At 53.1% G+C, this 22,731-nt stretch carries 25 protein-coding genes; 20 read left to right on the top strand and 5 right to left on the bottom strand.

Annotation, left to right across the window (positions count from 1 at the left end):
* Positions 1 to 29: 29 nt before the first annotated feature.
* The 4 genes from J4G78_RS06165 (at position 30) to grxD (ending at position 2,066) form a co-directional block, all read left to right on the top strand.
* Entirely contained in the window at positions 30 to 1,031 is a 1,002-nt protein-coding gene (locus tag J4G78_RS06165) for an NADPH:quinone oxidoreductase family protein (RefSeq protein ID WP_207989373.1), read from the top strand.
* An 89-nt stretch (positions 1,032 to 1,120) separates the two neighbouring features.
* Positions 1,121 to 1,447 (top strand): DUF1476 domain-containing protein, encoded by a 327-nt coding sequence (locus J4G78_RS06160; protein WP_207989371.1) that lies wholly within the window; start codon positions 1,121 to 1,123, stop codon positions 1,445 to 1,447.
* Between the two features lie 11 nt (positions 1,448 to 1,458).
* Positions 1,459 to 1,692 carry a BolA family protein gene (locus tag J4G78_RS06155; protein WP_207989370.1) on the top strand — a complete coding sequence of 78 codons (234 nt, stop codon included), beginning with the start codon at positions 1,459 to 1,461 and terminating at the stop codon, positions 1,690 to 1,692.
* A gap of 38 nt (positions 1,693 to 1,730) precedes the next feature.
* Entirely contained in the window at positions 1,731 to 2,066 is a 336-nt protein-coding gene (gene grxD, locus J4G78_RS06150) for a Grx4 family monothiol glutaredoxin (RefSeq protein ID WP_207989368.1), read from the top strand.
* Positions 2,067 to 2,093: 27 nt separating this feature from the next.
* Here grxD and J4G78_RS06145 read toward each other — a convergent pair whose 3' ends face one another.
* Positions 2,094 to 2,504 carry a YidH family protein gene (locus J4G78_RS06145; protein ID WP_207989366.1) on the bottom strand — a complete coding sequence of 137 codons (411 nt, stop codon included), beginning with the start codon at positions 2,502 to 2,504 and terminating at the stop codon, positions 2,094 to 2,096.
* A 493-nt stretch (positions 2,505 to 2,997) separates the two neighbouring features.
* Here J4G78_RS06145 and J4G78_RS06140 point away from each other — a divergent pair, with 493 nt between their 5' ends.
* The 12 genes from J4G78_RS06140 (at position 2,998) to J4G78_RS06085 (ending at position 13,052) form a co-directional block, all read left to right on the top strand.
* Positions 2,998 to 3,366 carry a BlaI/MecI/CopY family transcriptional regulator gene (locus J4G78_RS06140; protein ID WP_207989364.1) on the top strand — a complete coding sequence of 123 codons (369 nt, stop codon included), beginning with the start codon at positions 2,998 to 3,000 and terminating at the stop codon, positions 3,364 to 3,366.
* Positions 3,363 to 5,498, top strand: a complete 2,136-nt coding sequence (locus tag J4G78_RS06135; RefSeq protein WP_207989363.1) for a M56 family metallopeptidase — start codon at positions 3,363 to 3,365, stop codon at positions 5,496 to 5,498. The genes J4G78_RS06140 and J4G78_RS06135 overlap by 4 nt, the downstream gene beginning before the upstream one ends.
* A 113-nt stretch (positions 5,499 to 5,611) precedes the next feature.
* Positions 5,612 to 6,490, top strand: coding sequence for an MBL fold metallo-hydrolase (locus J4G78_RS06130; RefSeq protein WP_207989360.1), 879 nt, complete (start codon positions 5,612 to 5,614; stop codon positions 6,488 to 6,490).
* Entirely contained in the window at positions 6,472 to 7,188 is a 717-nt protein-coding gene (locus tag J4G78_RS06125) for a DUF4230 domain-containing protein (RefSeq protein WP_207989358.1), read from the top strand. Before J4G78_RS06130 ends, J4G78_RS06125 begins: the two co-directional genes overlap by 19 nt.
* A complete protein-coding gene (locus tag J4G78_RS06120; protein ID WP_207989356.1) occupies positions 7,185 to 8,267 on the top strand; it encodes a Kelch repeat-containing protein in 1,083 nt (360 codons plus the stop codon). Before J4G78_RS06125 ends, J4G78_RS06120 begins: the two co-directional genes overlap by 4 nt.
* A 54-nt stretch (positions 8,268 to 8,321) precedes the next feature.
* The gene (gene nadA, locus J4G78_RS06115; protein ID WP_207989354.1) at positions 8,322 to 9,335 is read left to right on the top strand and encodes a quinolinate synthase NadA; all 1,014 of its coding nucleotides are present in this window, start codon (positions 8,322 to 8,324) and stop codon (positions 9,333 to 9,335) included.
* A gap of 5 nt (positions 9,336 to 9,340) precedes the next feature.
* Positions 9,341 to 9,961, top strand: coding sequence for a glutathione S-transferase family protein (locus tag J4G78_RS06110; protein ID WP_207989352.1), 621 nt, complete (start codon positions 9,341 to 9,343; stop codon positions 9,959 to 9,961).
* Positions 9,958 to 10,818 (top strand): carboxylating nicotinate-nucleotide diphosphorylase, encoded by an 861-nt coding sequence (gene nadC, locus J4G78_RS06105; RefSeq protein ID WP_207989350.1) that lies wholly within the window; start codon positions 9,958 to 9,960, stop codon positions 10,816 to 10,818. The genes J4G78_RS06110 and nadC overlap by 4 nt, the downstream gene beginning before the upstream one ends.
* Positions 10,819 to 10,853: 35 nt before the next feature.
* Complete coding sequence (locus J4G78_RS06100; protein WP_207989349.1) at positions 10,854 to 11,279, top strand: hypothetical protein; 426 nt, start codon at positions 10,854 to 10,856, stop codon at positions 11,277 to 11,279.
* Positions 11,280 to 11,390: 111 nt separating this feature from the next.
* Entirely contained in the window at positions 11,391 to 11,798 is a 408-nt protein-coding gene (locus J4G78_RS06095) for a hypothetical protein (protein ID WP_207989348.1), read from the top strand.
* A 47-nt stretch (positions 11,799 to 11,845) separates the two neighbouring features.
* On the top strand, positions 11,846 to 12,316 hold the full coding sequence (locus tag J4G78_RS06090) for a hypothetical protein (RefSeq protein ID WP_207989347.1): 471 nt from the start codon (positions 11,846 to 11,848) through the stop codon (positions 12,314 to 12,316).
* Position 12,317: 1 nt separating this feature from the next.
* Complete coding sequence (locus tag J4G78_RS06085; protein WP_243457300.1) at positions 12,318 to 13,052, top strand: ribonuclease T2 family protein; 735 nt, start codon at positions 12,318 to 12,320, stop codon at positions 13,050 to 13,052.
* Here J4G78_RS06085 and J4G78_RS06080 read toward each other — a convergent pair.
* The 3 genes from J4G78_RS06080 to J4G78_RS06070 are packed head-to-tail and all read right to left on the bottom strand — an operon-like array spanning position 13,049 to position 16,561.
* On the bottom strand, positions 13,049 to 13,471 hold the full coding sequence (locus tag J4G78_RS06080) for a DUF4112 domain-containing protein (RefSeq protein ID WP_207989346.1): 423 nt from the start codon (positions 13,469 to 13,471) through the stop codon (positions 13,049 to 13,051). The two genes, J4G78_RS06085 and J4G78_RS06080, sit on opposite strands and share 4 nt — an antisense overlap.
* 31 nt (positions 13,472 to 13,502) lie before the next feature.
* Positions 13,503 to 15,020: an ABC transporter substrate-binding protein gene (locus tag J4G78_RS06075; RefSeq protein ID WP_207989345.1), complete on the bottom strand. Its 1,518-nt coding sequence runs from the start codon at positions 15,018 to 15,020 to the stop codon at positions 13,503 to 13,505.
* Complete coding sequence (locus J4G78_RS06070; RefSeq protein ID WP_207989344.1) at positions 15,017 to 16,561, bottom strand: peptide ABC transporter substrate-binding protein; 1,545 nt, start codon at positions 16,559 to 16,561, stop codon at positions 15,017 to 15,019. The genes J4G78_RS06075 and J4G78_RS06070 overlap by 4 nt, the downstream gene beginning before the upstream one ends.
* A gap of 77 nt (positions 16,562 to 16,638) precedes the next feature.
* On the opposite strand from J4G78_RS06070, the gene J4G78_RS06065 reads away from it, so the two are divergent.
* From J4G78_RS06065 to J4G78_RS06050, 4 genes are all read left to right on the top strand, one after another.
* A complete protein-coding gene (locus J4G78_RS06065) occupies positions 16,639 to 17,823 on the top strand; it encodes an acyl-CoA dehydrogenase family protein (RefSeq protein ID WP_207989342.1) in 1,185 nt (394 codons plus the stop codon).
* A gap of 12 nt (positions 17,824 to 17,835) precedes the next feature.
* Entirely contained in the window at positions 17,836 to 18,474 is a 639-nt protein-coding gene (locus tag J4G78_RS06060; protein ID WP_207989340.1) for a glutathione S-transferase family protein, read from the top strand.
* A gap of 192 nt (positions 18,475 to 18,666) precedes the next feature.
* Positions 18,667 to 19,293, top strand: a complete 627-nt coding sequence (locus tag J4G78_RS06055; RefSeq protein ID WP_207989338.1) for a DUF6445 family protein — start codon at positions 18,667 to 18,669, stop codon at positions 19,291 to 19,293.
* A 19-nt stretch (positions 19,294 to 19,312) separates the two neighbouring features.
* Positions 19,313 to 20,260: an MBL fold metallo-hydrolase gene (locus tag J4G78_RS06050; RefSeq protein WP_207989337.1), complete on the top strand. Its 948-nt coding sequence runs from the start codon at positions 19,313 to 19,315 to the stop codon at positions 20,258 to 20,260.
* A gap of 13 nt (positions 20,261 to 20,273) precedes the next feature.
* Here the strand turns inward: J4G78_RS06050 and J4G78_RS06045 are convergent, their stop codons facing one another.
* Positions 20,274 to 22,628 (bottom strand): patatin-like protein, encoded by a 2,355-nt coding sequence (locus J4G78_RS06045; protein ID WP_207990471.1) that lies wholly within the window; start codon positions 22,626 to 22,628, stop codon positions 20,274 to 20,276.
* Positions 22,629 to 22,731: the final 103 nt, after the last annotated feature.

Genomic DNA, 22,731 nt, shown 5'->3' with positions numbered 1-22,731 from the left:
AATATAGATCAGGGAAAGAGGAAAAGAGTATGAAAGCATTGATGTCCACAAAAGTCGGCGGTCCGGATAGCCTGGAAATGCTGGATGTCGACGATCCGGTCGCTGGCAAGGGACAGGTAGTCATTGATGTAAAAGCGTGCTCGATCAATTATCCCGACGTTCTGATCATTCAGGATATGTACCAGTTTAAACCGCCTCGTCCTTTTGCGCCCGGCGGCGAGGTCTCCGGTGTCATTTCCGAAGTCGGCGAAGGCGTGAGCGGTCTGAAAGTGGGCGACCGGGTCGCTTCAACCACCGGTCATGGCGGTCTAGTGGAGAAAGTCGCGGTCGATTATAACAGCGTGTTCAAAATTCCGGATACCGTAAGTTTTGAAGATGCCTCGGCGCTTATCCTGACTTACGGCACATCGATCCACGCACTGGTTGATCGCGGCCACATCAAGGAAGGCGACACACTTCTGGTGCTGGGCGCATCCGGCGGTGTCGGTATTGCTGCCGTTGAATTGGGCAAAGCCTTTGGTGCGCGTGTGGTCGCCGCCGTATCTTCCGAAGAGAAGGCAGCCTTTGCCAAAGAGGCGGGCGCAGATGAAACGGTGATTTATGAACGTGCGCCCTTTGACAAGGATCAATCCAAGGCCCTTTCGGCGCAATTCAAAGCGGCGGTTGGCCCCAATGGCGCAGATGTTATCTATGATGCGGTTGGCGGCGATTACAGCGAACCTGCCGTACGTTCCATCGCTTGGGAGGGCCGGTTTCTGGTCGTTGGTTTTCCTGCTGGCATCGCAAAATTGCCGCTCAATCTGACCTTGCTCAAATCCTGTGATGTCTGCGGTGTGTTCTGGGGCGCTTATGCCATGCGCGACCCGGCGGGCAACCGGTCCCATATCAACCGGCTGTTCAAGCTTTGGGGACAGGGCATGATCCAACCTCGCGTCTCAGAGGTTTTCGACTTTGCTGATGCTGGGAAAGCGATCCAGAAAATGGCAGATCGTGGTGCGATTGGTAAACTTGTAGTGAAAGTTGCCGACTGATCGGCATTGGCCTCTTGTCGCTGATGCGGCCAATGCCTATTTCTATTTCATAAGGTTCTGGGATGGACCATTATTCGTGAGGGAAAATTATGGCCGGTTTTGAAGATCGTGAAAAAGCGTTTGAAAATAAATTCGCCCGCGATGAGGAAATGCAATTCAAGCTAACCGCAAGGCGTAACCGTCTGGTTGGTGAATGGGCTGCTGAGAAAATGGGGCTGACCGCTGAAGAAACCGATGCCTATGCCAAAGCTGTGGTTCAGGCAGATTTTGAAGAAGCGGGCGATGAAGATGTCATTCGCAAACTGCTTGGCGATTTGACCTCTGCGGGTGTCGATATAGACGATGCCGGTATTCGCACCGCGCTGACCGACAAGATGGTGGAAGCGCGGCGTCAGTTTATCGAACAGGCCGAATAGGATAGTCCGCGATGCCGATGGCGAGTGACGATATCAAGGCGATGATTTTGGAAGCCTTTCCCGATGCCGAGGTCGAGATTCAGGATCTGGCGGGCGACGGTGATCATTATGCAGCCAAAGTTCTGGCGCCGGCCTTTGCCGGCATGAACAGGGTTAAGCAGCATCAGGCCGTCTATGCGGCATTAAAAGGTAAAATGGGCGGAGAGCTGCACGCGTTGCAGCTTACCACTGGAGTCCCAGAATAGGCAGGATTTCCGAAAGGGGTCTGCAAAGGAGAATGAAGATGAACGACGCAGTGAATGCAAAAATTGACACAATGGTCACGTCCAACGATGTGGTCCTGTTCATGAAGGGCACGCCGTTGTTTCCGCAATGCGGATTTTCCAGCAAAGCAGTTGCAATCCTGGAACATCTCGGTGTCGGCTTTGAATCCGTCGATGTCCTGCAGGACATGGAAATACGCCAGGGCATTAAAGAGTTTTCGGATTGGCCGACCATTCCGCAGCTATATGTCAAAGGTGAATTTGTCGGCGGCAGCGACATCATGATGGAAATGTATGAAGCAGGCGAACTGGGCGAATTGATGGCTGAGAAAAAGGTCGCACCAGCCGCGAATTAAACAGTGGTTTTAGTGGCAGCGGCTGGCTTAGCTGTCTGGCATTTCGATAAGCCACATTCCGACGCCCAGGCAGAAGCTACCGAACGCCATTGCAGCGGCGATCAGTTTTAAATTCATTCCCTTCATTGGGGTAGCATCATGGCTGCTCAGTCTGTCTTGTACGCGGCAGCCATTACGCTGGGCCATGTAGAAAATGAAAATTCCTATCAGAATGAACAAGCTGGCAATCGCCCGCGGAAGCCAGAAAGGCTGCAGCTTCCCAAATAAGGCATTGAACCCCAACCCGATACCAGCGGCGGCCAAACCAGTGCGCATCCATCCTGCAAATGTCCGTTCATTGGCCAGTACGGTGCGATCCTCTGCCCAATCTGTGCGGTCTTCGGCGAGATCCGTACGATCTTCTGCAAGATCGTTGCTGCTCTTTTGTTCTTGTCCCAATTCATTTACCCCGTCGGTTGTCTGCTGCTAGAAAACGGCCCTACAGCAAAAATGTTCCAAGAACCTATGCCGATAATGAAAAACGGCCCGGATTAGGAGATCCGAGCCGTTTAAATGTGGGTATTGGTCGTGGGCTGTCTAGAATAATTAATGAGAGGGGACGGCGGAGACCAGTACGCTGTCCCCCTCATTTTGCGTTTCATGGGTGTGAAACATAGGAACACCAACAACCCTGCACTGCGTGTGCCAGTTTTCTTCATGTTATAACTTTTAAACACTTAGATGGTTAAAGCTGCGTTAACTTCTCGGTTTCTGTAAATTTTTTCGACAACAAGTGGGCACCAGTTACATTTTCCGTAGATTGAAATGCAATCACGGTCTGCCGCAAATGTAAAATTACACATTTACATTTGTAGTCGATGAAACTACAGCTGTAGTCAGTAGCGAGTCTTGTTCATTCAAATTTCGCAATTTCATTTGGGAGAAATTGGATATGGTCGAACGTATCAGTGATGCCGAACATGAGATTATGGAGGTGCTTTGGCAAACGGCACCGCTGACCGCTACCGAAGTGGCTGACCGTGTTGCCGATGCCAAAGGCTGGTCGCTGCAAACTGTTAAAACCTTGCTGTCCCGTCTCGCTGCCAAAGCTGTTATCGGCACCGAGCGTGATGGACGGCGTTTTTTATATTCACCACTGGTTGAGCGGGATACTTATCTGGCTGGTGTTTCACGTAAATTTGTTGACCGTCTGTTCGGAGGGAAAGTCACACCGTTGGTCGCTCATTTGGCCGAGGCTGATGAGCTAAGCGATGACGATATAAGGGAAATCGAAGAGCTTTTGAGGGAGTTGAAGGGATGACCAACTGGATGATAGACACGATGGTGTCGATGACGTTGCTCATGGCACTGGTGCTGATAATCCGTAAGCCGGTGGCCCATTTTTTTGGCGCGCATATCGCTTATCTTTTATGGGCACTGCCATTGGCACGGCTGTTTATGCCCACACTGACATTGCAAGCGCCGGCACCTGTTGAAGCCGGTGAAGCGGCGGCCGCAGCGCCGATACTCTCGGAAATCGCAATGGTTGCTCCTACAGAAACGGCGGCAGTCGGCGCTCTGGCGTCTGTCGATTGGATGATGATTGCTCTGGTTGTTTGGCTAGGCGGAGCCGGGATGCTGTTTATCAGCAAATTGGCAGCCTATTTTCAGTTTCGCGAAGATATCGTTTCGGATGGCCGTTTGGTCGGTCACCATGGAAGGATCAAGATACTTGAAACCGCTGCAGTCGGTGGACCACTGGCTTTTGGATTGTTCAAGAAATATATTGCTGTTCCGACAAATTTCTTTCGCGATTACGCGCCGCGCGAACGTGAATTGGCGCTGGAACACGAAATTGCCCATCATGAATCCGGTGATCTGGCCGCGAATTTTGTCGGTCTTCTGATCTTGTCGCTGCACTGGTTCAGCCCGGTAGCTTGGTTGGCGTGGATTGCATTTCGTCAGGATCAGGAGACCGCCTGTGATGCCCGTATTTTGAAAAATAACGGCCGTGACATGCGCGCTGTTTATGGTCGTACTATCGCAAAATCAGTATCAGGACATAAGCTTGGTCTTGCCAGTCCGTTGAATCAGAAGAACAAAATCAAGGACCGGCTGAAAATGCTCGGCCAGTCTGAAAAATCACCCTTCCGCAAGCACATGGGTGCGTTGATGGTGGGCGCCGGCACCGTAGTTGCCTTGCCACTAACGGCAACAGTTACCTACGCCGTGGAAGCAGAAGCGCATCCGCATGAAGATGGCGCTGCCTTTAATGATATTGTTGACAGCGATGTGATTGATGATCGCAATGTCTCGATTAATACCGGTGGCAAAAATAATCGCGTCAAAATCCGCTCCGGAAGCACCAGTGTCGATGTTGGGCGCAATGGCGTTGTTGTCGCCGAGAAAATCGCAGGCGGCTATAAATATACCGTGGCCAATGAAGATGGTAATTTCGAGTTTCAGTCAAAGCGTAAGCTGAAAAAGAAAGAAATTGCAAAAAAGCTCAGGAAAATTGGTTCTTCCGTTGACAATAAAGATACGGCTTGGACGCCAATCGCGCCGGTTCCTCCCGTTCCACCGGTACCACCTGTTGCCCCGGCGAATCTTGATTTTGTTGCGCATGATAAGTCTAAAGGCACGATCAATATCACCATGCTAAGCGGTGAAAAAGATTGGGCCAAAGTCCGCGCCAATGGCAATGAACATGTTCACAAGATCCAATATAACGGCCGGACTGTGATATTGCGCACCAACAGGAAACTGAGCAAAAGCGAAATTCAGGAAATGGTCAAGGAAGCCGAAGAATCGCGCCTTGAGGCGGAAGAAGCTGCGCGTGAGCATGCACAGGAAGTACGTGAAGCGAAGCGCGAAGCGCAACAAGATCGCCTTGAAGCCGAGCGTGAGGTCGAGCAAGCGCTTCGTGAAGCTGCGCGGGAAGTGCGTACTGCCGCTCGTGAGGCTCGCAATGAAGCGCGGGAAGCAGAAAGAGAAGCGCGTGCGGAAGCTCGCGAGGCTCAGCGTGAAGCTCGCGAGGCTCAACGTGAAGCGCGAGAAGCTGCTCGTGAGGCTGAGCAAGAAGCGCGCGAGGCCAAAAGCGTAGCGGCAAGAATTTGGGATGTCACCCAAATTGCCTTTAAACCCAATTTTCGCGCCGCTGTGACCAGTTCAAGTCGCTCGAAAAGTTCCAAAAGTGCAAAGCTCGATTGTACCGCCATGAACAAAGAAATCGCTTTTGCCGGACAAAGCACAATGAATGACCGAGCATGGGCAAGCGTTATTGGCTGCTCCGACAAGGATCGGAAAATGACCTTACAGATCACGCTGAAAAAGCTTGAAAAAAAGCGGGCTAAGGCGGTAGAATGTAACAGCAAAGACGTTAAACATCTGCTGAAAATCGAGAATTTTGATCAAGAGATCAAAAACCTCAAGGCCCAGCTTTCGATGACCTGAACCCTCTTAAACCTATCGTCACAAGATCGGGAGCGGCCCCATTTGCGGTTCGCTCCTGATTTTGCGATGATATTGGTGGTTGTTTTATGGCCTGAATATGCCACATCTTGACCATGAACAAAGAATTTGACCCGAGCAGCTTCCCAACCGGCCTATCCGAACAAATGGAACCCTTGGTCGCGCGCGTGCTCGCGGGCAATCCCAGCCCTTATACCTATACCGGCACGCAGACTTATGTTGTGGGTAATAAGAGTGACCGCGCTGTCATCGATCCAGGCCCGGCGCTGGACGACCATATCGATGCGATCATGGCGGCGGTTGGCGATGCCAAAATTAGCGCGATTATGTGCACGCATACCCATAGGGATCACAGTCCGGCGGCCGCGCCATTGTCCGAACGCACTGGCGCGCCGATTATTGGCTGTGCGCCTTTGGTGCTCGATGATGATGGTCCGCGCGCCGACGAGAGTTTCGATAAAAGCTATAGTCCCGACCGGGTGCTGGCGGATGGCGAAACCCTGGCTGGTGACGGCTGGACCATGGAAGCGGTAGCAACGCCAGGGCATACATCTAATCATCTCTGCCTATCGGTGCAGGAATCGGGCGCTTTGTTTACCGGTGATCATGTGATGGCATGGTCGACCAGTGTCATTGTCCCGCCAGATGGCGATATGGCCGATTATATGGCGAGCCTACAAAAGCTTTATGAGCGCGAAGACAAGGTCTATTATCCGGCCCATGGCAAAAAGGTCGACAAACCGCAGCAACTGGTGCGCGGCATGATGGGGCACCGCAAGCAGCGTGAACGCCAGATACTCAAAATACTCGAAAGCGGCGCATCGGTCATCCCCGATATGGTGACGCAAATGTATAAGGGCCTTGATCCACGGTTAAAGGGCGCAGCTGGTCAGTCCGTGCGGGCGCATCTGATCGACCTGCAGAATCGCGAGATTGTAGCGGTTGACGGTGATATATGGAAAATGTCTTCGTGAACCGCCGCGTCGCCATTCCCTTGGCAATTATGGCAGGAGTGTTGGTGATCTTAGGCGCCTTATCCTGGCTGTTGCTATCAAAGTTTGAAAGCAACTTCACGCCCGATCCGGTATCAATTGCTAGCGCGAGCCTCGACGGGTTGCGGGAACAGAACCGCCTTACAGTTTTCACGGCCAGCTATAATGCGACGGTGACGACCACAGTGAGCCGCATGGGGCTGTCGGCGCGTAAGACGCTGATCATGCCAGGATCGGTGCGTTACGAGGTTGATCTCGCCAAGCTGGATGCCGAAAATGTTCGCTGGGATGAAACGACGAGGACATTGTCCGTGGAAATGCCGCCTATTGAAATCGCCCGACCAGAGGTGCAGATTGACCGTATTCAAAGCTATGATGATGGCGGGATATTGATGGCTTTGACTGATGCCGAGAAAACCCTCGATCAGGCCAATCGCAAAAAAGGTGTGGCAGAACTCGCGAAGCAGGCGAAAAACCCGCTGCAGATGCGTTTGGCGCGCGATGCCGCAAGGCGAGCAGTGGAGAGCAGCTTTGTCCTGCCGCTGCGTGCTGCTGGACTAGACGCCAAGGTCGATGCGTTCTTTGCGTTTGAGCGGGGCGCAGCTAATACGGATCGCTGGGATGTATCCCGGTCGATCAAAGATGTGCTGGCGGACAAGGAAAAGCAGGGGGCAGAATGACGGGATATTGGGGCAAGGGTTTGATTGGTTTGGGCGCAATTGTGGCCTTGATCGGTTGTGGGCAGGAGCTTGCGGAACCACCCGTTTCATCGGTGGCAGAATTTGAGCTTCCCATCCCGATCAGTAACAACGCTGTCGCCTTGGCGGAAGGCCCTGATGGACCGACGCTTTATAGCTTCAACGGTTTAAAATCGGGCAAGAGCTGGCAAGATACCAGCAATGCGGCTTTTGCCTGCATCATCAGCATCAAGGAATGCGAAGAAATTGCTCCGGTGCCGGTGGATGAAGGACGTCTGGCCAGCTCCGCCGTCACCTTGGCAGGCAAAGTCTATCTCTTTGGCGGTTATACTGTGGCCGAAAATGGCGATGAAGTCTCAACGCCGGAAGTCTTCGCCTTTGATCCGAAGACCAAAGACTATAAGCGCCTCGCCGATATGCCGACCCCGGTTGATGACATGGTCGCACTGCCTTATCGCGGGCGCTATATATATTTGGTTTCCGGCTGGCATGATGAGGGCAATGTCAGCCTTGTCCAGTTATATGATACGGAATTTAATACATGGAGCGTAGCAACTGAGTTTCCCGGGAAGCCGGTATTCGGCCATGCTGGCGGGCTTGCCAATCACAGCATGATCATCGCCGATGGTGTGGCTGTTGCCGGGCTAGTTGACGGTAAACGCAAATTTGCCGCTGCCCCTTTTGCTTGGCGAGGCGATATCGATCCCGGTGACCCGGAGCGGATTACCTGGCGCGCGGTTGATGCCCATCCCGGTGGCCCGCAATACCGGATGGCGGCCATGGGCGATGGTGATCGCGGCATGATCCTGTTCGCTGGCGGCGGTGACAATCCCTATAATTACAATGGCATCGGCTATGATGGTGTCCCTGCGAAACCGACGGAGCGGGTTTTTGGCTATGATCTGAAGGCGGATCAGTGGACCGAGCTTGCTAAGCTCGCCGAACCCAGCATGGATCATCGCGCCCTCGCAAAATCGGGTGAGAACTACTATATCATGGGTGGAATGGATGCAGATCAGGCCGTGACAGCACGGATCATGAAATTCCGCATCGATGATTGATCTTCGCCGCTGCCTCGTGGCATAGCGGCTGTAAGTTATTTAAAGGGAAAGACAATGGACGCACGTGGTGGAATTGGTGGCTCGCTTGCCGGCGTAGATGTGGTCGAAGAAATCCATCGCCTGAAAAAAGAACGCAACGCGATTATCCTCGCTCATTATTATCAGAAACCGGAAATTCAGGATATTGCCGATTTTGTCGGTGATAGCCTCGAACTATCCCGCAAGGCGGCGGAAACCGATGCCGATGTGATTGCTTTTTGCGGCGTGAAATTCATGGCGGAAACAGCGAAAATCCTGTCGCCGGAGAAGATTGTTGTATTACCGGATATGGACGCGGGTTGCAGTCTGGAAGACAGCTGTCCACCGGACAAGTTCAAGGCGTTTCGCGACGAACATCCCGACCATATCGCGCTGACCTATATTAACTGCTCGGCCGAGGTGAAGGCGCTGTCCGATATTATCGTGACCAGCTCGTCTGCCGAGCATATTCTCTCGCAAATTCCAAAGGATCAGAAGATCATCTTTGGCCCGGACAAGCATCTCGGCGGCTATATCGCCAAGAAAACCGGCCGTGACATGCTGCTGTGGCCCGGTGTCTGTATCGTCCATGAGGCGTTCAGCGAGACGGAACTGCTGAAACTGCAAACCCAGCATCCCGATGCCCCTGTGGCCGCTCATCCCGAATGCCCGGCCTATATTTTGGACCATGCCGATATGGTGGGATCAACCAGCGCGATCCTGAAATATGCCAAGGAATTTGAAGGCGATACGATCATCATCGCGACCGAGCCGCATATCATTCACCAGATGGAAAAAGCGGTGCCGGAAAAGAATTTCATCGGCGCGCCCGGTGCGGACGGCAACTGCAATTGCAATATCTGCCCCTATATGGCGCTCAACACGATGGAGAAACTTTACGTCGCGCTGCGCGATCTGGAACCCCGCATCGAAATGGATGAGGAGCTACGCCTGCAAGCCCGCAAGTCGATCGACAAGATGATGGAAATGGCGAGTGCTACCGTAGGGCAGGGCGATTTGGGGCCGGCTGATTTGGCGCATGAAGATTAAAATCAATGTTGAAGTTATACTTCGCACCACTTACCCGCTCAATCAGAATAAAATGGCTTCTTGAAGAACTAGAAATCGCACATGAAATAGTCCCGGTTGCTTTTAATCGCGATGGCGACAAAGGTTTTGCGCAACACACACCGGCTGGAAATTTCCCATATATCGAAGATGGTGACGTTGCGTTGTCGGAGTCAGGGGCGATTGTCCAATATATATTGGAGCAATATGGTAACGGCAGGCTGGAACCCCCGGTAGGTTCTCTAAACCGTGCTAGTTACCTTCATTGGTTACACTTTTCGGAAGGAACTGCGGCTCAGCCAATAAACACGACTGTTTGGTTGACGGTTTATCGCGACGATGCGGAAAAGCATCAAGCCATTATCAACGCCGTCCGTGGTTCTGCCAATCATATTTTGGATAAGGTGGAGCAAGTGGTTTCCAAACAAGCGTTCCTGGCTGGAGATCAGTTGACCGGTGCGGACATAATGATGGGCTTTACACTTTGGTCGGCGAAAATGCTTGGCATCTTGTCCGACGCACATCCTTATACTGTTCAATTTCTTAAACAACTTACTTCAAGGCCTGCCTTTGAAAAGGCGTTGGCAGAAAGTCGAAGATTACAGTGACCTTCACCCTAGACTGCTTCGATCTCGACGCTTTTGTCGCTTCCACTCTGGCCGAAGACCTCGGCGCGCCGTTTGATTCTGGCGGTCGCGATGTCACATCCGAAGCCGTGATCCCCGAAAACGCCATCTTCACCGGCGTGATGGATAGCCGCCACGACGCGGTTATCGCGGGCCTGCCGATTGCCGAGGCGTTTTTTCGGTCGCTTGACCCTGATGTGGAGATTGAAATCCTCGCGGCGGAAGGAGAAGCGGTTGAGGCTGGCACTGATATTATGCGCTTGAAGGGCAAGGGCCGAGCAATGCTGACGGCGGAACGCAGCGCGCTTAACACGGTGCAGCATCTCACCGGCATAGCCAGCATGACCAATGAATATGTGCGCAAGATTGTCGGCACCGGCTGCACCTTACTCGACACGCGCAAGACTATACCCGGCCTGCGCGTACTGGAAAAATATGCCACGCGCATGGGCGGGGCACAGAACCACCGCATGGGCCTGTGGGACGCGGCGATGATCAAAGATAATCATGTCGCGGTGGCAGGAGATATCAGCGAAGCGGTGAAGCGCGCTGTTGATGCGGGAATTGAACGGATTATCGTCGAAGTGGACCGGGTTGATCAGATTGAACCGGCGCTGGCCGCGGGCGCGACGCATTTGTTGCTCGACAATATGGAACCCGCCACCTTGCGCGGGGCGGTGACGCTGATCGGCGGCCGCGTGGTGACGGAAGCATCCGGCGGCGTGACACTGGACACGATTTTCGACAAGGCGGATACGGGTGTTGATTTTATCTCCGTTGGCCGACTGACGCAGTCCGCACCAGCGGCGGATATCGGGTTGGACTTTACGCAGGCGTAGTCTAAACTAGTAAGCAATCTGCGAGGGAGAAGATCATGCGACCGACATCTATCATTCAATTTGAACGCTTTTATCTGGGCGCCCTGGGCATTGGTCTGGTCGGCAATATCCTGAATTGGGATAATGCGACGGCGATGCTTCAGGCAGATCCGAATGTTGCCATGCTTGGGTCCGGATTTCTGGTCATTTCGACTGTTGTTGGTCTCGCCATTTCGCTATTGCTATGGTTTTTGGCCGCGCGCAAGGCGGTAGGCGTTGCCAAATGGATCATCACAATTTTCTTTGCCATCGGATTGATATCGATTCCCTTTTCGCTGGGCCAGCTCAATGGCCTTGCGATCGCAATATCACTGGTGACGATGGCCATGCAGGCGATAGCCGTTTATATGCTCTTCCGGCCCGACGCAAAGAAGTGGTTTGCCGGTGAAAAGACAGTCGATCTGGAAAAAACGTTTGAGTGATTGCGTTTGACAAAATCGGACCAAGGCGCAGCTAATGGTTGGATTTGCTACAAATTCTGACTAACCCTTTCCTAGGGAAGCATGGGTTCTAGACAAAGTCCGGAGGCCATATTGCGACCAAATTCCATCATCAGGTTCGAACAGCTTTTTCTTGGCGCGCTTGCGCTGAATGTTCTCAATATCATTCTGAACTGGGACACCTGGTCGATGGTGATGGATCAGGGAGACGGTAGCGACGGTATGAACGCTTTCGCCACTTATACAATCATCATATTCCCCTTTCTTATCAACCTGTGGCTTTGGTTCAAGATCGCGCGCAAAGCCTCCAATATCGGCAAATGGTTGCTGATTGTGATGTTTTTGATCGGCGTCATCTGGTCTCTTGCAACGATTGATAATTATCGGACACTCGGCCTGACCATCCTGTTCACCATCCTCGCCTTGAAAGCGGCAGCAATTTATATGTTGTTCCGGCGCGACGCCAAACAATGGTTTGCCGGCAAAGCCGTGGCGACATAAAAAGCACTGGATCATGGCGCTGATATGGGGGTAGGGCTGCGATTGTTATGAGACAATCGCGCCCCAAGTCTATTCTGTGGTTTGAACGGTTTTATTTTCTGTCTCTGGCGATGGAGCTTTTCAATGAATATGTCACTTGGCCTATGCTCTTGGAAGATGTCGGTTGGGAGGCATCTAGCTATATCTTGGTTTGGGGGCTGATTGTCGGTGTCTCTTTCATCATATGGTATTTTCTTGCGGTAAAAGCCAAGTCGTGGGCGCGATGGACGCAAATCATCTTGGCCGGAATCGGAGCCATTATTCTGCTTTTCGATATCGGAGCCGTATTGGTACCAGCCTTGCAGGATTCAAACCTGACAAACGTTAGATGGGAAGCCATGGCGTGGCCTGAAAACATGACCGCCTTGTATGTGATGGGTGTTTTTGTGAACCTTTTTGCAACTCATTTCTTATTTCGAAAAGATGCGATTAACTGGTTCGATAGGAAGCATGTTGATATTGATACGGTCTTTGACTGAGATGAAAATGATCCGCCACGAAATACTGACTTTCCTCGCTTCCATGCTTATATTGTCATTGTTGGCGATCACCCCCGCCCACGCCCAAGCCTATCAATGCCGCGCGCCCGTGCTAACCCAACCCGCCGCGCCAGTTAGCAAACCAGCCAAAGAACCACGCCGGATTACACCGGTATCCGGCTATACGCTCGCGATAAGCTGGTCACCGGAATATTGCCGCTTGCGCAAGGATAGTCGGCGCGACAAAAGCCAATGTGGTGGAGATGATGGCAGCTTTGGTTTCATCCTCCATGGGCTGTGGCCGGATGCGCAGGGGAATAGCTATCCCCAATGGTGCCGCGCGACCAAGCCCCTGTCACCAGCGCTTGTGCGGCGTAATTTCTGTATGATGCCCTCGATCCGGCTTATGGCCAAGGAATGGGCCAAGCATGGAACCTGTATGACGCAGCGGCCGGAGACTTATTTCCGGATTTCAAAAATTATGTTCGATGCGGTGGAATTTCCCAATATGGACCGGCTTTCACGCAAGCCGCTAACTGTCGAAGGTTTACGCAGCGCATTTGTAGCGGCGAATGAGGGGCTAGGTGCTGACATGATCCGTCTGAAAGTTAATCGGCGCGGTTGGCTGGAAGAAGTGCGACTGTGCCTAGGAAAAAGTTTTAGGCCCCAGCGTTGTCCGGGCAATATGCGTGCATTGAAAGGCGATAAACCGGTGAAAATCTGGCGCGGCGCTTAACCTTCCAGCGTTCGGGTTCCCGGATGATGTTTATCAAGGTGCTTACGGATGATCCGTAAATTACGGCTGTTGGAGCGCCAGATGAAGTCAAAAACGTCGCCAGCGAGCGGGATTGCACCCAAAGCGGTATCTATGCCTACATTGGTCGCCATGCGGGTCAATTGCCATTTCGACATGCCCAGATTGCGGGCTTCCCAAACGATATAGGCGCCCATAACGGCCGTAACGACATCGCCGACAACGGGGATCAGGCCGACCAGAGAATCGACACCGATGGGCTTGTTAATGCCCGGAATGATAAATGCGCGTTCTAGCACCTTTTCCATGGCTTCGACACGAGTTCGCACCGCTTGCGGGTCGCGGCTTACATCTGGCAATTGTTCGGCCAAGCGCTTTAACTGTTCTTCCGAAATCGCCATAAGCCCTCCCGCTTGTTCATCATTATCATAGTCAAGATATAGGGATTCCGACCAACAGATTCAATGGATGCCAACCGCGCGGATTGACCGCCAAGCCTTGCTGGCTGGGCCTGCTAATCGACCACCGCACCGGCACGGCCAGGGGAATGAAGCTATAATGCTGAACCAGCATTTCCTCCGCTTCGGCATATAGCCGTGCCTTTACTTGCAGGTTGATCGCGCCCTCGGCCTCGGCAATTTTTGTATCTGCATCGTTCAGACAAACGGACATTTGCGAGCAGGTCAGCCGATATAGGAACCATTTGGCGCTATCATAAGCGGCGATCTCGTCCACCAAACGTATGTCGGCCGGTTGATCGGGACCAACTTGAACCGCATCAAGTCCGACGCGCCGCAGGTCGGATTGGACGCGCAAGAACAAAATGTCTGCGCCCGCCGCGTCGGGCAACGAAATGGTCAGAGGAAGGACCGGCCCTTCCAAGGCTTCCCAGCGTGCAACATGCTCGCGGGCAAAGGCCTGGCGATCTTGCATAGTCATGCTGGCCCAGCCCGGCCGCGCATCAATGCCATCGACATCCAGGGCTTCGGGAATGATTTTCTGACGGCTTTGCCACGCGGTCACGTTGGGAAAGGAGGTCAAAAGCGCTGGCCGGTCGATCGCCATCGCCAGTATTTCACGGTTTCTTGGCACGGCCCAAAAGCCATTGGCGCGCAAGAATTGAAATCCAAACAGGCCCGCTACTGGATCCAGCCGAAGATCATTGGTGCTGACGCCCGCTTCATCGACCAACGGAAGGTGATGGAACTTCCCGTTCAACACCACATCGGTATAGCCTGCCGTGTAGCGGGCGACCGCCCTGGCCGCGCTTTCACTGCGCAGGGTGACGCGGCGCGGGTCGTCTGCGACCGCTTCGTCCGCAGGTTGTTCGTCATCTTCGGTTTCATCATCATCCAGTTGCGGCGGATTCATAACACCCAGCGTGTAGGTGCTTTGATTGTCCAATCGGCTCATCGGACCTGCGCCATTTCCGGCACGAAACAGGCCCAATTCAGGTTGGGCCATGAGCTGCAGGAAATTGGGGTGGGCGGACGTGAGTCGGATTTCGATTACGCGGCCAGTCATCGGGACGATTTCATCAATGCTCAGCAGATCCGGGCCTAATCGGCTTTTGCTGAGCTCGCCAATGCGTTCGCGCAGCAATGTTGCCACCCGTTCGGCGGTAACAGGGCGGCCATCATTCCATTGCCCATCATTCAGCCGGAAAATATAGCTCATACCATCATCGGTTACGATCCAGCGAGCGGCGAGCGATGGCACCACACGTCCTTGTTCGTCAAAGCCGACCAGCCCTTTTGCTATCGCGGACCGGGCAATGGCCGAAGCGTAGGTCAGATCTATTCCAATTGGCTTGATCACCCATTCTTCATCTTCGATTACCGTGACTCTGGCGCGGTCTTCATCCTCGGCTAACCCGCAGGCCGCAAGGCTAAATGACGCCGCGACAAGAGCGAGCATAGATAAACAATTGGCGCGGCTGGCAAAGATCATTTCCTGCTTATACGCAGAGTGCGGCTGGGATGCACATTGGAAATATTATCCTGCCATCCTTCGATACGTTTGCTCACCAAAGAACGGGTAACATAGAAATAAAGCGGCAAGATCGGCATGTCGTTAACAAGCGTTTGATCTGCCAAACGCATGAGGCTGTTTCGCTTGTCCGGATCGACCGTTATCATTGCTTGCGCAACCACAGCGTCATAGGCGGCGCTATCATATCCCGAATAATTTCCGGAGCCATTGGCCATTTGATGAACGGTGAGGAAGTTTTCGGGTATCGGCAGATCGGCAATCCAGCCAGACCGGGCAAGAGCAAAATCATGCTGCCGGAGGGCAGCAAAATGCAGCGCGGCTTCGCTGTTGAACAGGCTCGCTTGTACATTCAGATCTTTCCACATAGCGGCCAGAGCGACCGAAACGCGGCGATGCTCGGCTGAACTGTTAAAGCGAATTTCAAAGGTCAAAGCTTTGGCCGGTCCATATCCCGCTTCTGCCAACAATTGCCGTGCCGCGACCAGCCGCCGTTCCCGATCCCAATCGGCCCAGATGGGCTTAGCGCTGATGCCGCCGGTTAGCTCGGGTGGTAAAAGATTCCATGCCGGAACATTCCCAATTCCAATGACCTTTTCTGCAATCCACTTTCGTTCTACTGCCATCGACAGTGCGGTGCGGACGCGGCTATCGTCAAACGGTGCTTTGCGGGTATTGAATGCGAAATAATAGCTGCCGAGATACGGCACGCTATGCGCAAGGTCAGGGTGGTTTTCGACCAGCCATTTGTGCCGACTTGCAGGATAATCAGCGGCTATATCAGCGCCGCCCGACAGGAATAGCCGCATGGCTGACAGGCTGTCATCCATCGGTTTCCAGATGATAGTGGCAGTGGGTGCCGGTTCATCGTGCCATTCCGGGTTACGGGTCATTCGGGCGTGATCGTTAAGCTGCCATGTGGCCAGTTGATAAGGCCCGCTGACAGTCATGGGACGCTCACTGGTCCATTTGTCTCCGGCCTCGTCTATACGGTGTAGCGGCAAGGCCGCCATCGCCGGATGGGCCAGTAAAATAGTCAGCGATGGTGCAGGTGCTCTTAACGTCACCACAACGAAAGCCTGGTCTTTTGCGCTCACTGACGCGATATTCTCGAATAGCGCCTTGGTTGGGGACGCTGTTTCTGATGCCAGCAGACGGGTCCAGATTTGCGGAAAAAGGGTAGCGTCAAAGGCTGTGCCGTCAGAAAACTCTAGCCCGTCACGCAATCGGAACGTCCATTGCAGCCCATCATCGGAAACGCTCCAGTCTCCCGCCAAACCCGGCTCGGCATTTCCGGCCGCATCAAGCCGAGTCAGTCCTTCAAACTGGTCGGCGGCAACGCGTAACGAGGACAGATCAGAAATTTTCTGCGGGTCGAGGCCCTTTATCTCTGAATCGGACAAGCGCACAATTTGATCCGGCCCCGGCATGCTGTCTGTATCTGCATCGCTGCCGCAGCCAACCAGCAATAAAACAAAACCCAGAAGTGTAATTATACGCATGGTATCTTCCGTATATGTTTTTGCTGGATCAACAAATAGTAACTCTTATGCTGGCGGTGATAAACGGAGATTCTTAGATGGCGAGTTTGCAGTATGACATTAGCGATATTGGCGGGCATACCGGCGCGGCAATATTAAAGCTGCTCCCGGAAATTGCCGACCGCGCGCCTGATACGGAACAGGCGCGGCGTCTGCCGGCTGACCTTGCCGCGAAGATGGCCGAAGCGGGCGCGTTTAATCTGTCCAAACCATCGGCATTGGGTGGTTTGGAATTGCCGCCGCTCGACTTCATGCAATTGATTGTAACCATGGCCGAGGCGGATGCCAGCGCCGGCTGGTGCGCGATGATCGCGGTTACGACGACGTTGGGAGCGGCCTATATGGACGAAAGTCCTGCAGCGGAAATCTTTGGACCTGACGATATTATTACCGGCGGAGTGTTCGCGCCGATGGGTAAGGCGGAGGATAAAGGCGATCACTATCTGCTGTCCGGGCAGTGGCAATGGGGTTCCGGCTCGGCCAATTGCAGTTGGCTTGGCGGCGGTGCAATGATCTTCAAGGATGGCGAGCTACAGAAATTCGAAAACGGCGCACCCTATCATCGCATGCTGTTCTTTCCCGCAGAACAAGCGACATTCATCGATAGCTGGCATGTCGCGGGCATGAAAGGGACAGGGTCGGGTGATTTCAGCGTCAAAGATGTAAAGATCCCCAAAGACCGCAGTGTTTCCTTTGTTTCTGACCGGCCACGCGACGGCGGCGCGCTTTATAAATTCCCGCTCTTTGGTCTATTGGCTCTTGGCGTGTCTTCGGTTGCATTGGGCAATGCGCGGGCTGCGCTGGAAGAAGTGAGGCAAATCGCTATTTCCAAGAAAACGCCAGGCGGAGGCCGCAGCATGGCTCAGCGGGCGACCGTTCAAGTCGATATTGCCCGGGCCACGGCCCAGCTAAGCGGCGCGTTTGCTTTCCTGGAGAGCGCGGTTGGCAAGGCTTGGCAGGAAGCAAAGAGTGATGGTGATATTTCCACGCAGGCTCGGGCAGATTTGCGTCTCGCCTGCGCGCACGCCACCGAAACCTCTGCGGATGTTTGCAAGACTGCCTATACATTAGGGGGTGGCGGCGCGGTCTATTCCAGCAGCAGCCTGCAACGCCGGTTTCGTGATGCACATGTTGCCACACAGCATATTGCAACTGCTCCCGCCGTATTCGAACTGGCTGGACGCGTATTGCTGGAACAGCCTGTAGACATGGCGATGTTATAGGCTTGTAAGCCAATGGCCCAACCAACCCTCCACATCCACGGCACGATCATCTCGACTTATAGCCGTATTGTGCAGACGGTCGCGGAAGAAGCGGGGATAAGTTGGACGATTACAGCGACGCCAGCGGGCAGTCCCGAAAATCGGCGACGCCACCCCTTTCGCAAAGTACCGACAGTAGAGATTGATGGCCTCAATCTTTATGAAAGTGTCGCGATCTGCCAATATATTGATAACGCCCATAATGGCGGCGCGTTGCAGCCGAATGACCATATAGCCCGTGCAGAAATGGATCGTTGGATTTCTGTCGCGAACAATTATCTGTTTCCTGTAGCGGAACACGGTTTGCTGATGCCGCGCCTCGCTCACCGGTTTCTAAAAACTCCGTTACGATCGGATATTATCGAGGCCGCATTGCCCGAGATTGCCGAGCATCTTGGGGTTATATGTCAGCGCGTTGAGGAAGCCCCTTATTTTGCCGGATCTGATTTTTCCTTGGCCGATATTTTCATCTATTGCATATTGCGCCCTGTCCAAATGACGTCCGAAGGCAATAATCTGATCGGGCAGCTTTTGCCGCTGCGGCATTGGCTCAACAAAACCGGCAAGCGGCCGAGTCTGATCCAGACGCAGTGGGAAACAGAGAAACAATAATAAAGCCCTGTCCTACAAGCGGGCGCTTGTGATAACGAAAATTGATAATCGGAAATAAGAGAGACTCTAATTTTAGCTAATGTTTATCAGGGAGATATAGACCATTATTGATTTCCTATCTCGAAATAACGGCCCCCCAATGGACCTTGTACACTTTGTAAACTTAACGCCAATATTCTTCAGGCGCTGACGATGCTACCATCGCTTTTGATCATTGATGATTTTCTGTCTGATCCGCTTGCGGCACGCAAAGCGGCGTTGGCGCTAGACTATGACCCATCCCGTAAAAACGGGAACTATCCCGGTCATATCTCGACAATGCCGCTGGATATTCAGGGACTGGATGACCGTGTGTCAGCGATGATCAATGCGCCCGTGGAGCAGGCCCCCGGCACCAGTCACGGACACTGCCGCATCACGCTAAAGGGTGATAAGGGGCGCAGCGGGGTACATATTGATCCGGCCTTTTATTCCGGAATATTATATCTCTCGCTGCCGGAACATTGCAAAGGCGGCACAGAATTTTTTCGTCATAAGCGTACCGGACTGGAACGGGTTCCCAGCGATCCGCTTGCCATCACCAAGGCGGGCTATGCAGACATCAATGCGCTGATTGAAGATGTCGTGAATCGCGACACGTTGCATAAAGCCAAATGGAAGCGGACCATGTTGGTGCCGATGCGGTTCAACCGCCTGATCCTGTTCAGCCCATGGCTGTTCCACAATAGCGGTGCGGCTTTCGGAACATCGCCGGAGGCCGGCCGGCTGGTGCATTTGATGTTCTTTGCCAAAAGCCAAAGATCGGTTACAAGGCCGTAAATCCTAGGAGAAACCCCTGATGAAAACCGTATTGACCAAGACAATTTCGCTGGCATTGTTGGCCGCATCCCCATTAGCGCTAACAGCCTGTGCCGAGAGTAATGCGCAGGAATCGGATCGTTTTGCCAAGGTTGAGATTAAAACCGAGCAGCTTGCTGACGGTGTGGCGGTACTTTTTGGCGCAGGCGGTAATATTGGTGTTTCTTATGGTCCAGATGGCACCGTGCTTATTGATGATCAGTTCGCGCCGCTAACACCCAAGATTCAGACCGCCATCGGGGCACTGGGTGCGGAGCCGGTTAAATATCTGATCAATACCCACTGGCATGGTGACCATAGCGGCGGAAACGAGAATTTCGGCAAGGCGGGTGCGTTGATCATGGCGCATGACCATGTTCGCGAGCGTATGGCAGGTGAGCAGAAAAGCGGTCGGGGTAATGATCCAGCGTCGCCGAAAGAAGCGCTTCCTGTTGTGACCTATCATGATGGTATCAAGTTACATCTCAATGGCGATGAGGTGTATGTGAAGCATATGAAACATGCGCATACCGACGGTGACAGCATTATCTTTTGGAAAAAAGCCAATGTGATCCACATGGGTGACCTCTATTTTAACAAAGTGACCTTGCCATTTATTGATCTGAACAGTGGCGGCAATGCGATGGGCGTCTTGGCAGCGGCCGAAAAGGCGCTGACCATGGTAGACGATAATACCCAGATCATTCCCGGTCATGGTCCGATGGCTACCAAGGCGGATTTGATGGATTATCGCGATATGCTGAAAACCGTCATTGAAGCGGTTGAAAAAGCGCGCGGTGAAGGCAAGACGCTGGAACAGATTCAGGCGATGAAGCCTGCGGCACAATGGGACACCAATGAAGACGCGTTTATCAAGGGCGATGCCTTTGTCGAGGCCGTGTATAAAAGCCTTGAAATGCCGGCTCATGAAGAAGGCGATCACCACTAATAAGGGCTAGTGATCAAGGGGTCGCGCGATTAACCTCTTTGCGCAGCGACGTAATTAGCGGGCCAACTTTGGTGAGCCGTTTTTCTTCTTCGTCAATAATCGCGCGGAAGAGTGTCTTTTTAAAGTCCAGTGTTTTGATTGCGTCGGGGCGTTTGGCTTCAGGGAGAGTGGACAGGACGATGTCAATCATCCGTTCCGCTCCGTGCAGCCGACCCCAGAGATAGTCATTCTCTCGATAGCTTCTGCTAAAGAAAGCACCAAAGTTATTGAATTCGATACCTTTTAATGTTGATGCCACGCCGCCTTTACGGATCGACTTGGCGTCTTCAGGCGAAATACGGTCGACTTTAATTGGGTCAAACTCGTCCAGGCCTTCGCCTTGCAAAAGGGGCAGGGTGGCGACGTCATAAAACGGGAAACCGAGAAACGCGAGCAGCATTGAACGTCGCTCCGCCTTGGGCAATCCCGCCATTGCTTCGGCTAGCTTGGCATCGACCAGGGCATCGGCGGAAACAAGGTCTCGCGCCTTAGCCAGACTGTCCAGCATGGCAGATGGATGATCCTCTGCTTGGATGGCCAGCGCAACAAAATCATCGCCGAGATATTCGATCGTTTCCCGCTCGATGTAGAGAGACAGGCAATCGTAAATCACATCATGCATTTGCTCTATCACCGCATAGTCATCGGGATGTGCGCTATCCAGATCTTCGGCAAACCGGCGTGCTAAAAACCGCAACCTGCGGATGCGATAGCCCAAATCATGTTCCCGGAAGAAATCAGCCGCCATTTTCGATGGCCCGGCGCCGCCTTTTTTCGCGATATTTTCAAAGCCTCTTTGGCGCAGTTCTTTCCATAACGCTTCCCGCATAGCCTGATGATTGTGGATATTCGCGTCGGCCTTGGCCCGCCTGACCGTATGGGTAATATCTTCGAGCACAGTCGCGAGTTTAAGGTGGCCGTAAGCGCTGTAGGAAAAGCCCGCAAGCTTGCCCGCTTTGTCCCGGGACTTGCGCCGCCATGCAGCCAATCGCGCAGCTGTCGGCTTGTCGAGGAACAGGGTCCTACCGAAAATAGCCTCGACATTCTGCTCGACTTCGCCGCGCAAATTGTCGGTTATTTGACGCATCTGGATGATTCGATTGGATCGCCGCGAAATATCGTCAAGATTGTCGCGAATAGGCTGCTCGCGCGGGATATTCGAAATCGCTCCAAAAATGGTGGAGAAGAAACCGGGCAGGCTCTCATCTTCCGCCTCTTGCGCTGCCTGCAAACGCTGTAGCGCCCGGTCGCTTTTGGCGACGTCGAGATCCGGCCGTGGGTCGATATAGACAAACCGCCGATCGACTTCGCGCTTGGCGGGCCGGTTTTTAAGCGCTTCAATGGCTTGCGCAAAAGGCGCGTTGGCCAGTACCGAGCCATCAATCAGCACCGTATCATCAGCGGTTCCGGCCCGGCTTTGATTGGGTAAAATGCGTTTCAGGAATTTGGAGCGATTGGCCCAGACATAATCACGGTCCGCTAATATGCTGTCCAGTTCCGTGACAGTGAAGGGTGGAAAGGCACCCGGAAAGCTGGCGGTTGCGCGGCCAGCAAAGACCAGTTCCGCAGGATCAGCAATATCTTTGCGATTTGTCCCTCGGGTCGAAAAACTGATTGTGATTCTGTGTTCCATCTCCAAAGCCTCCGGCGGACTATGGAGTTGTAGCTTCTCCGGATGACCAACAAAGTCGGTCACTGTCACAAATAAATCGAGCGGCTGGCCTGGTGGCAGTAATTTGGGGCCGCGTTCCGTCTTTTTCATCGTCGCCAGCGCGTCCATGATCAGGCCGGAAAATACCTTTCCGCCAAAAGGTGGTGCAAACCAGCGGGCGCGAACGAAGCGGGAAAGCTTCATTTTTACCTCTTCACGCGCTTCTTTGGAGACGGTCTGTTCCACCGCTCCGCCTTTGCGGCCCAGCGCCATCCAGGCAATAGGTTCTGCCCAGAATTTCGAAAAGCGCGATAGCGGTCTCGCGTCCGGATCGAGCAGCGTATCGACATCGGCTGTTTCCAGCCACATATCGGTCAGCGGTTCGAGTGATTCACCCGCGATGATCGCTTGGGACAGGAAAATTCCGTTTATCCCGCCTGCGCTGGCACCGGCGATAATATCAGGCAATATCCGCAGCTTTACCGCGGTTTCCTGCTCGATCCACGCCAATATATCATAATAGGTTCCGCGACTGCATGTACCATTTTTCTCACCATCGTGGAAATCCCGGCTGGCTTTTGCGAGCTTCCAGATTTCCTTGGTTATACCATGCATGTAGATGGCAAGACTTACGCCGCCATAGCAGATAAGAGCGAGTCTGAGTTCCTTCTGGCGCATTGTTTCAAGAGTGGCAGGGTGAAGGGAATCACGCAAGCAGGAAAGCAGTTGAAAAAGCCGCGGAAAACTATAACGTTCTATATTTGTTCTAGTAGAAGAGTGT

Source organism: Parasphingorhabdus cellanae (genome assembly GCF_017498565.1).
Classification (GTDB): Bacteria; Pseudomonadota; Alphaproteobacteria; order Sphingomonadales; family Sphingomonadaceae; genus Parasphingorhabdus; species Parasphingorhabdus cellanae.
Note: the sequence above shows the minus strand (reverse complement) of the source record. Positions and strands in the feature narration are given on the sequence as shown.